Raw genomic sequence first — 17,196 nt, 5'->3', positions numbered from 1 at the left:
CCCGACGCCGGAGCGGCTGCTGCTGGTCGGACAGCTCGCCGGGCGATCGGTGCGAATGCACCTGGAACTGGTGAGCCTCGACCGGTTCCGCCAGCTCAACCGCGGCTTCCACTGGGTGCAGGAGGCCCCGTATCTGCTGTAGGCGACTGTGATCGGTAGCGAGGCCGGGGACCCGATCGCTACTACCACCGATGACGGTGCGAGGTCGGCACACACCCTGTCATCCCGGCATGCTTGTGGCCGGAATCCACGACCGCGGGGAGCGGATTCCGGCCAAGGACACGCCGGAATGACGACGTGGCCAGACGATGTCGTGACCGCACTTTCAGTGGTGCACCGCGTATGCCGACCGTTCTCGCAGGACCGCCGCGACACGTCGAAGCGCCGCGTCGGTGGTCATTCGCCAGTGGGTGGCGGCCACCGGGTGGTTGTGTACCGAACCCGTCACCGCCGTCACCCAGGTCCTGGCGTTGGCGGAACACGACGGATCGTCCTGGGCCGCCGTGAAGTAGACGAGGTCGCCATCGAACGGCCGGGGACGGTATGCCGCGTCGAGTGCCGCCGACATGATCGCCGCGTCCACGACCCGTTCGATGCGGGCGGCGCCGAAGGAAGCGAAAGGTTCCGGGAGGCAACTCAATCGCTGAGCCAGACCGGGTAGGTCCACGGTTTCGTCGAGGCCGAACTCCGCGGCTCGGCCGCCCAGCAGGCCACCGAGCAGCTCGGGCACCGTCACGGTGGACCCGGCGACGGGGGCGTCGGCGGTGCGCAGTCGGCTGTCCATCATGCCCAGGAGCGCCACCTGATCGCCGTCGTCCTGGAGCTGTACGGCAATGGCATGGGCGAGGACACCGCCGAGGGACCAGCCGAGCAGGTGATAGGGGCCCGACGGTTGGATCTCGCGAATGTGCTTGGCGTAGAGGCGCGCCCAGTCCTCGATCGAATCCGGCAGTGTGGCAGCTGAACTCAGGACCGGCGACTGTAGCCCGTAGAGGGGACGGTCGGGGTCGAGGTGGGCTGCCAGCCCTGCGAAGGACCACGCGACACCGCTGATCGGATGGATGCAGAACAGCGGTGCGGCGGTGCCGGTGTCGCAGGTGCGCAGCGGTAGCATGACATCGAATGCGGCGTCGGGCCCGGTGGTTTCGACACCCGGCATGCACAATTCGCCGACCATCCCCGCGGGGGTGGGCGCGGTGAATACCCGCATTACCGGAACCGTCGCGGCCACGGCCTCGCCCAGGCGGGCCACGAGCTTGGTCGCGAGGAGTGAATTGCCACCGAGTTCGAAGAAGTTGTCGTCCAATCCGATGCGTTCGAGGCACAGGACATCCGCGAAGACGCCGCAGACCGTGATTTCGAGTGTGGTCGCCGGTGCCCGGTAGGCGCGGGTGGCGAGCGTCGGGCTGGGGAGGGCCGCACGGTCCAGCTTGCCGACCGCGGTCAAGGGCACCTCATCGAGGACCAGGATGGCCGCGGGCACCATATGCGATGGCAAAGACATTGCGGCCCAATCGATCAGTCGATCCGGGTCGACGGCCGTATGACGGGCTGCCACCACGTACGACACCAGGTTGGTTTCACCCGTGACGCTTTCCCGACCGACCGTGACGGCGAAATCGATATCCACGTGGGTGGCCAGGACCGCGTCGATCTCACCGAGTTCGATACGGAAGCCGCGAATCTTCACCTGGAAATCGGTGCGACCGCGATAGTCCAGTTTGCCATGGGCATTCCACGCGACCACATCGCCGGTGCGGTACATGCGCGCACCAGGCTGGAACGGGCTGGCGACAAAGCGATCGGCCGTGAGTTCGGGGCGATCGAAGTAGCCGCGCGCCAATTGCGAACCGGACAGGTACAGCTCACCCGCGACGCCGGCCGGAACCGGCCGCAATCGCGAATCCAGCACGTACACCCGACTGTTCCAGACCGGTGCGCCGATCGGCACGGTCGCGCTGTCGAGATCGGTTACGCGATGGCTGGTTATCGAGACCGCCGCCTCGGTCGGGCCGTACAGGTTGAACAGGTCCGCTCGGGGCGCCACCGTCATGAACCGGTGCGCCAGTGTGGCGGGGAGCGTTTCACCGATGGCGAGTACCCGGCGCAGCGAATCCGGGAGTCGGCAGGTCAGCAGGGCGTCCAGCATGGACGGCACCGTGTGCAGGGTGGTGACGCCCTCGCGGGCCATCAACGCGTTCAGATATGCCGGATCGCGGTGGCCGTCCGGCGCGGCGATAACGAGGCGGCCACCGCAGACCACGGCGGACCAGAACTCCCATACCGACAGGTCGAAGGTCGCCGCGGTCTTCAACAGCACGGCATCGGCGGTGGTCAGGCCGAACTCCACTGTCTTCCACAGCAATTGATTCACGATCGCGGCGTGTGAGACCGTGACACCCTTCGGTCGACCCGTGGAACCCGACGTGAAGATCACATATGCGGCGTGCTCGGCGCGCAAGGGTGCGAGCCGGTCGCTGTCGATGATCGCGGCGGCACTCACCGCCGACAGGTTCAGTCGATCCATGTGCACCACCGGCGCGATGGATGTGGTGAAAGCGGTGTCGGTGTCGGTGAGTACACAGATCGGTGCCGTGGTGGCCAGGATGTAGTCGGTTCGCCGTGCGGGTTGGTCCGGATCCACCGGCACATACGCGCCACCGGCCCTACTCACCGCGTACATGGCGACAACGAGGTCGACCGAACGTCGAATGGCCAGCGCCACCGGTGATTCCGGACCCACCTCGAGGGAGATCAGGTGGCGCGCGAGCCGATTCACCCGGGCGTCGAGCTCGGCGTAGCTCGTGCGGGTGCCATCGGCGGCCACCAGGGCCACCGATTCGGGAGTGGCGGTGACGGTCGCGTCCAGTAGTGACGCCAGGGTGGCATTGGCGACCGGATGCGAGGTGTCGTTCCACGTCGCGAGCATGCGTGTGCTCTCGCGCGGTGCGAGCAGTTCGATCGCTCCGACGGGTATCCGCGGATCCGCGACCACCGCGGCCAGCACCCGCGTGAACCGGTCACCGAATTCCCGTACCGTCGATTCGTCGAACAGATCCGTTGCGTAGGTGAGGAATCCGCCGATACCGGTCGGGGCACCCTGTTCGTCGTAGCCGTCGGCCACGATCAGATGCAGATCGAACTGCGACAGCTGTCGATCCGTCGACAGACCCGTGACGGTCAAGCCCGGCAATTCCATTGCGACCGGAGCCAGATTCTGGAACGACAAACCCACCTGGAACAGCGGATGCCGCGCCGTCGAACGCGCGGGATTCAGTACCTCGACCAACCGCTCGAACGGCACGTCGGCATGTGCGAAGGCCTGGATATCGGCATCGCGCTGCCGGGCGAGCAGTTCGGTGAAGGCCGCGTCGGCATCCACCCGGGTGCGGAACACCAGGGTATTGACGAACATGCCGATGAGGTCGTCCAGTTCGGCTGCGCCACGTCCCGCCATCGGTGTGCCGATGGCGATATCGTCGGTGCCCGACAACCTGGCCAGCAGTACGGCGAATGCGGTGTGCACCACCATGAACAGCGTCGCGCCCTGGGCTCGAGCGATGTCCACCAGTGCGGCGTGGGTCGGTGCGTCGATACGCAGGTCCACCTGGCTGCCCGCGTACGACTGCACCGCCGGACGCGGACGGTCGCGCGGCAGCTCCAGCTGATCCGGCAGGTCGGCGAGCGCCGTGCGCCAGTAGGCGATCTGCTCGGCTGCCAGCGACCCCGGCTGCTCCTCGCTACCGAGCAGCGCACGCTGCCAGAGCGCGTAATCCGCGTACTGCACCGACAGTGGAGTCCACGTCGGTTGCTGCCCCGTCGCACGAGCCACGTACGCCGACACCAGATCTCGAGTGAGCGGACCACCCGAGAAGCCATCGCCACAGATGTGATGGACCGCCATCGCGAGGACGTACTCGCTGTCGGAGATCTGCCACAGCGCCGCCCGCAGCGGCACCTCGGCGGTGACATCGAACAGGGTCGACGCCAGCGCGGTCACCGCCGATTCCACGTCGGGGGCATCGACGTCACCGACTTCCAGTCGCTGCACGTCGCAGTGGGCGGGCGGCAGTACGACCTGTACCGGGCCGGCATCGTGATGCGGGTAGACCGTTCGCAGAATCTCGTGTCGCAGCACGAGATCGGCGAAAGCCTGCCGCATGGCCTCGACATCCAGCGTGCCCGTCAGGCGCATTGCGACCGGGATGTTGTAGGCCGCCGATTCGGTATCGAACCGGTTGAGGAACCACATCCGCTGCTGTGCGGGGGAGAGCGGAATATGTTCCGGCCGTGGGCCGGCGACCAGGGCGGGACGGGTCGCGGTATCGGTGAGTGTCGCGATCTCCCGTGCCAATCCCGCCACCGTGGGCGCGGAGAACAACAACCGCACCGGAACCCGCGTATCCACCGTCATGCCCAGGCGGGCGGTCACCCGCGTGGCGAGCAGTGAATTGCCGCCGAGTTCGAAGAAGTTGTCTTCCGCGCCGACCTGCTCGCGACCGAGCACCTCGGCGAAGACATCGGCGACGGTCCGCTCCGCCACCGTCGATGGTTCCCGGTAGGCGCGGGTCGCGAATTCCGGTGCGGGGAGCGCACTTCGGTCGAGTTTGCCGACGGCGGTCAATGGCACCTCATCGAGTACCACGACCGAGGCGGGGACCATATGCGCGGGCAGTGAGCGCCCGGCCCACCGCACCAGTTCCTCTGGATCGAGCGCCCGGCCCACCACATACGACACCAATATGGTGGCACCGCTGGGGTTCTCCCGGCCGACGGTTACCGCGTGGTCGACCCCGGGGTGCGCCGCGAGCACCGCGTCGATTTCACCGAGTTCGATGCGGAAGCCCCGAATCTTCACCTGGAAGTCGGTGCGGCCCACATACTCCAACTCGCCGCCGACCGGTCCGGCCGCCGGAACCCCGATCCACCGGACCAGATCGCCGGTGCGGTACATGCGATCGCCCGGCGGCCCCCACGGATTGGCGACAAAGCGTTCCGCTGTCGTACCGGCGCGCCGGTAGTAGCCGCGTGCGAGCGCCGGACCCGCCAGGTACAGCTCACCCACCACACCCGACGGCACCGGGTGCAATCCGCTGTCGAGTACCGCCGCCCACCCGCCGGGCACCGGGCGACCGATCGCTACCCGTTGCCCCGCGAGCAAAGTCGTATAGGTCGCACCGATGGTCGCTTCGGTCGGGCCGTACCCGTTGATGAAGCGGCGACCCGGTTGCCATCGTGCGAGGAGTTCGGGCGTGGTGGCCTCACCGCCCGCGGAGACGACCGCGAGGTCGTCCAGACCGGACGGATCGACGGTGCCCAGCAGTGCGGGGGTGATGATCGTATGGGTCACCCGCTCGGTGCGCAGTAGTTCATGCAGCTCGGTGCCGCCGACCATATCGGGAGGAGCGATGACCAGGTGGGCGCCGCTGTAGCAGGCGGTGGCGATCTCCTCGAGCGATTGGTCGAAACTCGGGGAACACACGTGCAGCATCCGAGATTCCGGCTCCAGCCGCAGCAGGTCGACCGAATGACCGATGAGCCCACCGAGCCCGGCGTGCGTGACGGCGACACCCTTGGGCATACCTGTCGAGCCGGAGGTGTAGATGACGTAGGCCTGCTGCGAGATGCGCAGCGGCGCACGTCGATCCGTATCGGTTACCGCGTCGGCGGATCGAGTGGCACAGCGCGCGAGCACTTCGGCATTGTCGAGTACCAGCCAATCCACCGCATCGGGCAGACCACCCGTGTGCTCGGCAATGGTAATGCCCACCGCCGCAGCCGAATCGGCCAGCATGTACCGCACCCGGTCCGCCGGATAGGTCGGATCGACCGGCAGATAGGCGGCACCGGCCTTGGCGACCGCCCAGATCGCGACCACCATCGCGTAGGAGCGCCGCATGGCCAGCGCCACCACCGTTTCCGGGGCGACGCCGCGATCGATGAGTACCCGGGCCAGCCGGGAGGAGAAATCGTCGAGCTGACCGTAGGTATAGGTCTGTCCGGCATCGTGGACGGCGACCCGGTCCCGCCCGACCCGGACGCCCCGGGTGAGCAGATCCGGCAGCAGCCCAACGGTAATCGGGACACCGCCACCCATTCGGGTCAAGCGTTCGTATTCATCCGTCGCCAGCAGCGGTAGCTCGCTGACCCGTATTTCGGGCCGCTCCGCGACCGCCGCGAGTATCCGGACGAACCGCCGGACGAATACTTCCGCTGTGCTGTCGTCGAAAAGGTCACGTGCGAACGACATCTCGCCGCGCACCGCACCCGAGTAGCCATCGATGGACGACAGGGACAGTGCTAGATCGCCGACCGCCTCGGCTGGGCGCTGGAACGACAACGCCACCTGGAACAGGGGATGCCGATCCGGCGTCCGCCGCACTCCCAACAGCTCGACCAGGTCGTCGAGTGGAATCCCGGCGTGCGCGAATCCCTGTTTTTCGGTCTCATGCGCCTGGGAGATCAGTCGGGTGAAGCGAGCGGAATGGTCCATGCGGGCGCGCAGCACCAGCTCGACGCGTTCGCCGTCCAGGGTCGGTGAACCGATGGCGATATCGTCGGCACCCGACAGCCGCGTGAGCAGTGCCGCCAATGCCGTACGTACCAGCGCTGTCCACGTCACGCCGCTGTTGTCCGTCAGTCGGCGCAGGCCATGCCGCACCTCGTCGGGCACCGAGAACTCCACGCGCCCACGTGAATCCGACCGCACCGCGGGACGCGGCCGGTCCGTCGGCAACTCCAACCGGTCCGGCAGCCCCGCCAATGCGGTGCGCCAGTATCGGGATGCGCTGATCGAGTCATCGGATGCGGCATCGAGTTGCTGCGGGATTTCGGCCGCGGGCCGGTCCGGTGCTGTGAGCAGATCGCCGAGCACCCGTCGCAACCGATCCGCGACAGCCTGTGCCGTCGCATCGGCGACGAGATCGCGCCGGTACTTCACCTGCACCAGCGTGCGCGAGGTCAGGAAGACCATGACGGTGATCGGATAGTGCGTGAAATCGTCGCTACGTACCCCGTCGATCCGCAATCCGTCAATCGCTCCGCTGGCTTGCTGCAACCCCTCCACATCGACCGGATAGGACTCGAACACCAGCATGGTGTCGAATAGCTCGCCCTGTCCGGCAATGCGCTGGATGGCACCGAGCCCGAGGTGATGGTGATCGAGCAGTGCCGCCTGCTCGGCCTGCAACCCGTCGACCAGGTTCCGCACCGTCGTCTCGCGGCCGAACCGGACCCGAACGGGGATGGCGTCGACGAAAAGGCCGATCATCTCGCCGATTCCGTCGAGTTGTGCGGGCCGGCCGGAGATGGTCGCGCCGAATACGGCATCGTCTCGTCCGGTACTACCGGCAATGGCCAGACCCCAGGCCGCCTGGATCAGCGTATTGGCGGTGACCTCCGCGCTCGCCGCATACGCCGTGAGCGTCGACGTCTCGGCGGTGGACAGCTCGAACTCGCAGCGGCCGAACCCATTGCCCGTCGGTGCGGGCCAGGCGAGTTCGGGGGCGAGCATGGTCGGTGTGGCATCCGCCAGCAGCTGCGACCAGGCCCGAGTCGCGGCGTCGCGGTCTTGGCGCGAAAGCCATTGCAGGTAATCACGATACGGCCGAACCGGAGACAGCGGCGAGGCGTCACCGCCGGTCGCGTACAGCACCAGCAGTTCCTTCAGCAGCAATGGCATCGACCAGCCGTCGAGCAGAATGTGATGCCCGGTCAACACCAGGTCGATCCGCCCGCCCGTACCCGATGCGGCGCTTGCGCCGGTGGCGCGGAACACCGTGAGACGCAGCAGCGGGGCCACCGCCGGATCGAATCCGCGACGCCGCTCGGCGGCCAGGAGATCCGGCAATTCGGCCTCGGTGACACCGTCGACAATGCGCAGCGGCAGTTCGACCTCGTCGATCACGAGCTGTACCGAGGTGCCGTCGGCCGCGGAGACGAAGGCGGAGCGCAGATTCGCGTGCCGGTCCAGCATGGTTCGCGCGGCCCGCCGCAATCGGTCGGTATCGAGCTCACCGGTCAACCGGGCCGCCAACTGGATGATGTACGCGTCGACCGACTCGTCCAGCAGCTCCATGAGCACTCGCAGCGAGTCCTGGAGCGGTGAGAGCGGCAGCACATCCGAGAGCGCGGGATAGCCCGCCTGCCACCGATCCAACTCGGCTTGTGACGCTCGGACCAAGGGCACGTCCGACGGGGTCAGACCGCCTGCCGCCGAATGGGTTACGTGATCGGCGAGGGCGGTGAGGGCGGCCGAGTAGCCGGCGGCCAGTTCCCGCACCGCCGCCTCGTCGAGGATCTCGCTCGCGTAGCCGAAGCTCAGCTCCAACCGCGGTCCGCTCCCCGTATCGGCGGTGATCGCATTGATATCGACCACGGTGCCGACGGGCATGGCCGGGTCGTAGTCGAAGTCGAGATCGCCGAGATCGGCTGTCGGCAGCCAACTCTGGTCGGGCAGGTCGGCGGGCACACCCGAACGGCCGAGATAGTTGAAGCCGATCTGCCCGATATCGCCGGCGAGCAGGTCGGCCCTCGACGGATCGAGATGGCGCAGCACACCGAATCCCATGCCCTTGTCCGGCACCGCGAGCAATTGCTCCTTGACCGACTTCAGCACGGTGGCGATGCTCGCGGCATCGGTGATCGTGGCATCCGGGTTCGCGGACAGATCGATGGCGACCGGATGGATACTGGTGAACCAGCCCAGGGTGCGCGTCAGATCAGCGCCGGGCACCACGGATTCCTCGCGGCCATGGCCCTCGAGTCGTATCCGGGTGACCGGCGCGTCGATTCCGCGCCGTGCCCGCCAGGCGCGCACGGCCAGGGCGAGGGCCGCGAGCAGTCCGTCATTGACACCACCGCGATACAGCGCGGGCAGGGTCGTCAGCAGCGCCTCGGTGACCTCGACCGGTACCCGCACCGAGATCGACCGCACCGTCGCATAGGTATCGACGGCGCGATCGAGGGCCCGCGCACCCAGCCGGGGGTCCGGCGTGGCCAGTACTCGCTGCCAGTAACCGATCTCATCGGAACGCCGCGAGGCTACTTCGGTCAGACCGTGCGCCCACCGCCGGAACGAGGTTCCGGCCGGAGGCAGGACGATCTGCCGCCCCGCCGCGTACTGCGCCCAGGCCACGGCCAGATCGGGAATCAGGATCCGCCACGACACGCCGTCGATCACATAGTGATGTGCCGCCACGACCAGCACATCGCGCGCGTCGGACCGGCGCACCCACGCGAAGGAGATCATCCGCGCACCAGCGGGATCCAACCCGGCCAATGCGGAATCGACTGCGGCACTGCCGATGCGGCTCAGTTCGGGACCGTCGGCAGCGGCGGCATCGATCTCGGTCAGCAGCGTCTCGGTGTCCACCGCATCGCGCCGCAAGGTTTCGAATCGCCATCGGCCCGCGTCCTGCCACACCCGAGAACAGAGCACCTCGTGCCGATCGAGTACCGCACCGATCGTGGTGACCAGACCGGCCCGGTCGATACCCTCGGGCAGTGCCAGCACCATGGTCTGGGCGAACCGGTCCGAGGAACCGTTGGCGAGGAATTCGGCCAGCACCGGTGTCAGTGGAGTCTCACCGACGCCACCGCCCGGCAGCTCCGCCAGGACAATTGGTGTCGCCTCGTCATGCTCGGCGGCGACCCGGGCCAGTGCGGCCACGGTCCGCTGCTCGAATACATCGCGTGCCGTACAGACGATTCCGGCCGCTTTGGCGCGCGACACCAGCTGGATGGACATAATGCTGTCGCCACCGCTGGCGAAGAACGAATCGTGCACCCCGACCGTCGGCACCCCGAGAACCTGGGCGAACAATTCCGCCAATCGCGCTTCGATCGGACCCTGCGGCGCCCGTGTCACCGCGGTCGCGAACACCGGCTCCGGCAGGGCGCTTCGGTCGAGCTTGCCATTGGCGGTCAACGGCAGCGCGTCGAGAACGACAATCGCGGCGGGCACCATATGCGCGGGAAGGATGCCCTCGGCGTATACGGTGAGCCGCGCGGGATCGACGGTGCTGCCCGGTGCCGCGAGCACGTAGGACACCAGCGCTGTCGATCCGGACGGCATGGTCCGGCCGACGGTGAGAGCGAAGTCGACGTCGTCGTATCCGCCCAGCACCGCGTCGATCTCGCCGAGTTCGACGCGGAAGCCGCGCACCTTCACCTGTGCGTCGGTGCGGCCCACATAGTCGAGCTGCCAATGCGTCGACGGCACAGCGGCATTCCCGTGCCGTGCACCGGGAGCGGCCCACCAGCGCACGATATCGCCGGTCCGGTACATCCGCGCTCCCGGCGCACCCCACGGATCGGCGACGAACCGCGCCGCGGACAACCCGGCCCGATTGCGATAGCCGCGTGCCAGTCCGCCTCCGGCCAGATACAGTTCACCCGCGACACCGGGCGGCACCGGATTCAACCGTGCGTCGAGCACCAGCGCGGACATGCCGTGCACCGGGACCCCGACCGTAATGCGTTGCCCCGGAACCAATTCCGCGTACGTGGAAATAATTGTCGTCTCGGTGGGCCCGTAGGCGTTGAGGTAGCTGCGCCCCGGCTGCCAGCGGGCCAGTAGTTCCGGGGTGGTCACGTCGCCGCCGACGGAAACGACCTCGATGGCGTCCAGCCCCGCCGGATCGACGGTGCCGAGCACCGCCGGGGTGATAATCGCGTGCGTGACCGCCTCGGTGCGCAGCAGATCACCGAGTTCCGCCCCGCCCACGATGGACGGCGGCACAATGACCAGCGTCGCGCCGACGGAGAACGCGCACAGCCATTCCAGCACCGAGGGATCGAAACTCGGCGAGCAGATGTGCAGGAAGCGGTGGTGCGGTTCGAGCCGGTAGCGGTCGACGGCCTCGTCGAGCAGGCCACCGAGTCCGGTATGTGTGACGGTGACGCCCTTGGGGAGACCCGTCGAACCAGAGGTGTAGATGACGTACGCCGGGTTGTGTATACGCAGCGGCGCCAGGCGATCCGCATCGGTCACCGGGGTGGCGGGTTGTGCGGCGCAGCGCTGCTCGTTTCCGGAATCGTCGAGGACCAGCCACTCCGGACCGGTGGGCAGTCGCCCGACGTAATCGGAGACGGTGATCCCGATTTTCGCTCCCGAGTCGGCCACCATATGTCGCACCCGCTCGGCGGGATAGCCCGCATCGATCGGGATATGCGCGCCACCGGCTTTGGCGATCGCGAGCACGGCGAGTACCAGTTCGTAGGAACGCGGCAGTGCCACGGCGACCAGATCCTCCGGGCCGACGCCGCATTGGATCAGCACGCGCGCCAATCGCGAACTGCGCTCCTCGATTTCGCCGTAGGTGATCGAACGGTCCCGGTAGCGCACCGCTACCCGATCGCGGCCCAGGTCGACGCCACGGGTCAGTAGGTCGGGCAGGAGGCCGGTGGCCATCACGTCATCGGGGGAGACCCGGGTCAGCAGGGCCAGTTCGTCGTCGCTGAGCAAGGGCAGGTCACCGACGGGATGTTCCGGTCGCCGGACGGCAGCCGTCAGCAGCCGACGGAATCGGTCGGCGAAGACTTCTACGGTGCGCTGGTCGAACAGATCGGGGGAGAAGGCGAATTCCGCTGTGGTCCCGTCCTCGTGGACTTGTAGGGACAGGTCGAAGAGCGCACGGCCCGCGGGCGGCAGCTGCCCGACCGACAGCATTGTTTGCGCCAGTGGGTGGCGCGCATCCGAACGGACCGGATCCAGTAACGCCACCAGTTCGTCGAAAGGCACCGCAGTGCGCGCAAACGCTTGTAGCGCAACATCGTTCGCATGTCGGAGCAGGGCTTCGAAGGAGTCGTCAGGCGAGACCGAGGTGCGCAGTACGAGCGTATTGCTCGGCGCGAAGTCGCAGTGCGGCCTGCCCGCCGCTGTCATTCCGGCGTGTTTCCGGCCGGAATCCACACCGTCGCGGTGGTGAATATCGGCAACCGACCCATTCGCGGCCGTCGCGCCGACGGCGATATCACCGGAGCCCGATAGTCGGGCGAGCAGCACCGCGAATGCGGCATGTGCGACACTGAATACCGTTGTGTCCCAGGTCCTTGCCAGCTCGCGCAGATCCTCGTCGATCGCGAACGCGACGCGACCCACAGCGGTGCTGGAGACCGCGGTACGCGGTCGATCCACGGGCAGGTTCAGCTCATCGGGCAGTTCCGCCAGCGCGTCATGCCAGTACCGCGTCTGCGTGATCAGATCATTGCGAGCGTCGAACAGCGCATCCAACTGTGCGGGCGTGGTCTCCGGTGCCGCGACGAAGTCGCCGATCAGCAGCCGCAACCGGTCCGCGAGCGCCTGCGCGGTCGCGGCGGTGACCAGGTCGCGCCTGTGCTGCACCGCGATACGTAACCGGGGACCCAGTTCGACCTCGACGGCCACCGGGTAGTGGGTGAAGTTGACCGCTTGGACATCGGTGATCTCCAGGCCGTCGATCGTGCCGTAGGCCTGCCGCAAACCATCGGTATCGACCGGATAGGACTCGAACGCCAGCAGTGTGTCGAACAGTTCGTCCCTACCGGCGACACGCTGAATATCGGACAACCCGAGGTGATGGCAGTCGAGTAACGAAACCTGTTCCGACTGTAGGCGGCTCAGCAGTTCCCGGACCGGTTCGTCGGCATCGAAGCGCACCCGAACCGGAATGGTATTGGCGAACAGGCCGACCATGGCGTCGACACCGTCGAGCTGCGGCGGCCGCCCGGATACCACCGCGCCGAAGACGACATCGGCGCGACCGGCACAGGCCGCCAGCACCAGGCCCCAGGCCGCCTGAACCACCGTATTGACGGTGACCTCGGTCGCGGCGGCGAAGGCCAGCAGTGCGGCCGTCTCGGCTGTCGACAGGTCGGCGGCGCATACCCCGTGACCGGTGACCGGCAGCGCGGGCGGCGCGACAGTCGCGGCCAGACGGGTCGGCGGGACGTCTGCGAGCGCATCGCGCCATGCGGACAGTGCGGCGTCGCGATCGCGCCGCGTCAGCCAGGCGAGGTAATCCCGATACGGTCGCACCCGTGGCAGCACGGTCGAATCGCCATGTGCCGCATAGGAAACCAGGAGTTCCTTCATGAGCAACGGCATCGACCAGCCGTCCAGCAGGAGGTGATGGGCGGTCAAGACCAGCTGGATACGCCCGGCTGTACCCGATGCGGCGCTCGCGCTGGTGGTGCGGTACACCGTGAATCGCAGCAGGGGTGCCACCGCGAGATCGAATCCGAGATCCCGTTCGGCGGCCGGTAGCGCCGCGGCGTCGATATCCGGGGTGTCGACGATCCGCCACGGCACTTCCACCGCCTCGGTGACGATCTGGACCGGGGTCCCGTCGGTGGTGGAGCTGAACGCGGTGCGCAGGATGGCGTGCCGGTCCAGCATGGACTGCGCCGATCGCCGCAGCCGATCCAGATCGACCGCACCGGACAGCTCCATCGACCACCGCAGCAGGTAGGGGTCGGCATCCTCCGAAACCTGGGTCAGGAACAGCAATCCGAGCTGTAGCGGCGACAGCGGCAGAATATCGACCGGGCGCGAATGTTCGCGGTGCCAGCCATCGAGTTCCCGCTGGGTGGTCCGCACCAGCGGCACATCCGCCGGGGTGAGACCACCGGCCGCCGGATCGCGCACATGTCCGGCGAGCACGGTCAGCGCGGTGATCCAGTGATCGGACAACTCCCGGACGGCGCTCTCGTCGAGGAGCTCCGAGGTATAGGCGAACGATGCGGAAAGCTGTGCGCCGGAGTCGGTATCGGTGACGATCGCATTGATATCCACCACGGCGGGTGTGGGCATTGCCGGATCCTGATCGGCTCCGGGCTCGCCCCATTCGGCCGTCGGCAACCAACTGCCGTCGGCCAGGGCCTCCGGCACATCGCCGGCGGAGATACGGCCGAGATAGTTGAAGCCGATCTGGCCGAGCGCCCCGCCGAGCTCGCTCGCGGTCGCCGGGTTCAGCCGGCTCAGCATGCCGAACCCGATGCCGTTGTCCGGCACCGCGATCAGCTGCTCCTTCACCGCCTTGAACAGTGCGGCGGTAGCGTCGCCGCCCTGCCATGCGGCCTCGGCATCGATGCCCGACAGCTCCAGTACCACCGGGTACATGCTGGTGAACCAGCCGATGGTGCGGTTGAGGTCGGCACCGGCGACGACGTGCTCCTCGCGACCGTGCCCCTCGAGACGTATCCGCGTGGCCGCGCAATCGATACCCCGGTGCGCCCGCCACCGGCGCACCGCCAACGCCAGTGCCGCGAGCAGACCGTCATTGACCCCACCGCGATACAGGCTCGGCAGGTCGGTCAGTACCGCGTGGGTGATCTCGGCCGGCACCGTGACGCTGAAATGCCGCACCGTGGCCGTGGTATCTACGATCGGGTCGAAATCCCGTGCGCCCAAAGGCGGATCGGCGACGGCCAGCGTGCGCCGCCAGTACGGCAGTTCGGCGATACGGTCCGCGTCGGCCAGACCGTGGGCCCATCGTCGGAACGAGGTGCCGACGGCGGGTAGGGCGATCTGGTGGTCACCGGCGTACCGGGCCCACGCCGCCACCAGGTCCGAGATCAGAATGCGCCAGGAAACGCCGTCGATCACATAGTGATTCGCGGCGACGATCAGGGCGTCACGGCCGTCGGGACGCGATAGCCAGTGGAAGGCGACCATGCGCGCGTCGGCTGGTTCGAGGGTATCGAGGGCGGAATCCATTGCCGCACTGGCAATATCGCACAACCCATCGATATCCAGGCCCGCTGGTACCTCGGTGTGGCCGAGTAGCGCGTCCACGTCCACCGCGCTCGGCGGCAGCGTGCGCAGCTGCCAGCGGCCGTCAAGGGAGCGCAGCTGGGCGCGCAGCATATCGTGGTGGTCCAGCACCGCGGTGAGCGTGGCGACCACACCCGCCCGGTCGATGGGCTCGGGCAGGGCGAGCACCATCTGCTGGGTGAACCGGCTGAACGATCTGCCCGCGGCGAGATGGGCGGCCAGCACCGGCGTCAATGGGATGTCCCCGACCCCGCCGCCGGGTAGCTCCGCCAGCGTCGGCACCGGCTCGGCACCGACCGCCGCCACCCGCGCCAATCCGGCTACGGTGCGGTGCTCGAACACATCCCGAGGGGTGAAGACGATGCCCGCCGCACGGGCCCGCGACACCAGCTGGATCGAGAGAATGCTGTCGCCACCCGCGGCGAAGAACGAGTCATCGGCGCCGACCCGCACGCCGAGTATCCGGGTGAACAGTTCGGCGAGTTGGATTTCCACCGGACCCGCCGGGGCGCGCGACACCGCTGTCTCGAATACCGGCTCCGGCAAGGCCTGCCGGTCCAATTTTCCATTGGCGGTCAGGGGAATCGCGTCGAGTGCGATGATCGCGGAGGGCACCATATGGGTCGGCAGTGAGGCTCCGACGAAACGCGTGAGGTCTTCGGCGTCGATGGTGCTGTCATCGCGCGGCAATACATAGGAGACCAGTGCGGTCGCTCCCGAGGGCGCGACCTTTCCGAGCGTCGCGGCGTACTCGATATCGGGGTGGCGGTTGAGTACGGCGTCGATCTCGCCGAGTTCGATACGGAAGCCGCGGATCTTCACCTGGAAGTCCGAGCGGCCCACATACTCGATCGCACCGTCCGCGCGGCGGCGCACCAGATCACCGGTGCGATACATTCGCGCACCCGGCGTCCCGGCGAATGGACTGGCGACGAACCGTTCCGCGGTGAGCCCCGCACGTCCCGAATACCCCTGTGCCAGGGCGGGACCGGAAAGATAGAGCTCGCCGACCACATCGGCCGGGACCGGTCGCAACCGCGAATCCACCACCACAGCACCGATTCCCGCGAGGGCGGTGCCGATGGTGATCGGTTGCGGCGGCGTCAACGCCGCGCTACTGGTGGCGAGAATGGTGGCCTCGGTGGGGCCGTAACCGTTGTAGAAGGCCCGGCCGCCGACGGCCCACCGCTCGACCAATCCCGGGCCGAACGCATCACCCGCGACGACCACGACCCGCAGCGCCTCGAGTCCGTCCGGGTCCACCGACTCCAGTGCCGCCGGTGTGATGAGCATGTGGGTCACCCGCTCACGACGTACCAGGTCGGCGAGTTCGGGGCCACCGAAAACGGTCGCCGGGGAGATGACCAGCGTCGCGCCGGAGCTGAAGGCCAGCAGCAGTTCGAGCACCGATACGTCGAAATTCGGCGAACACACGTGCAGCACCCGCGAACTCCCGGTCACCGCGTAGTGCTCACGCTCGGCCGCCACCAGCCCCGCGAGCCCGGTATGGGTCACCACCACGCCCTTGGGGCGGCCGGTGGAACCGGAGGTATAGATGACGTACGCCGGATGCTGGTCGGTCAGCGTGCGCGGCCGATCGAGATAGGAGATCGGATGTGCGGGCCGCGCCGCGATCCGCTCCCGCAGCACCGGTTCGTCGATCTCGAGCCAGTCGATCTCGGTGCCGAGTCGTGCCCGCTGCGCCGAATCGGTGAGTCCGAGCACCGCCCGGGAGTCGGTGGCGATGAACGCGCTCCGCTCCGGCGGCAGCGTGGGATCGACCGGTACATAAGCCGCGCCCGTTTTGGCAATGGCCCATACGGCCGCTACCGATTCGACCGAACGGGTGAACCCGACCGCGACCACATCGCCGGGCCCCACACCCCGCTCGATCAATTCCCGCGCCAACCGCGACGAGGATTCGTCGAGTTCCCGATAGGTGAGTTCACGCCGATCACCCGATTCGCCCGTCGAGTTATAGCTGATAGCGATCGAATCGGCCGCGGATTCCACCGCCCCGGTCAGCAGCTGCACCAATAACGGGCTACCGATCCTGCGACGAACTCGTTCCCGAACGGTACGACGAACCCTATCCATCCGAGTACTGCAGTCCTCTCACAATCAAGCCCGCGCGAATTGCACTGAAAAACGACGGTCGGGAAGACGTCGATTCTGGGGGCATGTGCGACATATCAGACCACAGGTTGCCGGGTGATGGTGCGCCAGCATCCTCCGCCCCAGGCCCGGGCGCTTATCGGTAGCCGGGCCATAGCTAACCGCCGTATGTGTGTCGCTCGGAGACAGATAGACCCGCGGGGAGAAGTCGGACGCTGTGACGGCCGTCATATACCGCAGCACGGGCGATATGGGAATGGCTGCGGGCACATCGATCTCCATGGTTCTTTTACCCGAGAACCGCACCGCATGGCGTGGAAACCGGC

At 67.4% G+C, this 17,196-nt stretch carries 1 protein-coding gene; it reads right to left on the bottom strand.

Annotation, left to right across the window (positions count from 1 at the left end; translation table 11 throughout):
* Positions 1–325: 325 nt before the first annotated feature.
* A complete protein-coding gene (locus NU1_RS17825; RefSeq protein WP_084521540.1) occupies positions 326–16,852 on the bottom strand; it encodes a non-ribosomal peptide synthetase in 16,527 nt (5,508 codons plus the stop codon).
* Between the last annotated feature and the right edge of the window lie 344 nt (positions 16,853–17,196).

The organism is Nocardia uniformis NBRC 13702, assembly GCF_001613345.1.
Lineage (GTDB): Bacteria > Actinomycetota > Actinomycetes > Mycobacteriales > Mycobacteriaceae > Nocardia > Nocardia uniformis.
Note: the sequence above shows the minus strand (reverse complement) of the source record. Positions and strands in the feature narration are given on the sequence as shown.

What these genes read in the sequence shown, in the direction of transcription:
- NU1_RS17825 (WP_084521540.1), bottom strand. Translation starts at nt 16,852, where the DNA reads ATGGATAGGGTTCGTCGTACCGTTCGGGAACGAGTTCGTCGCAGGATC.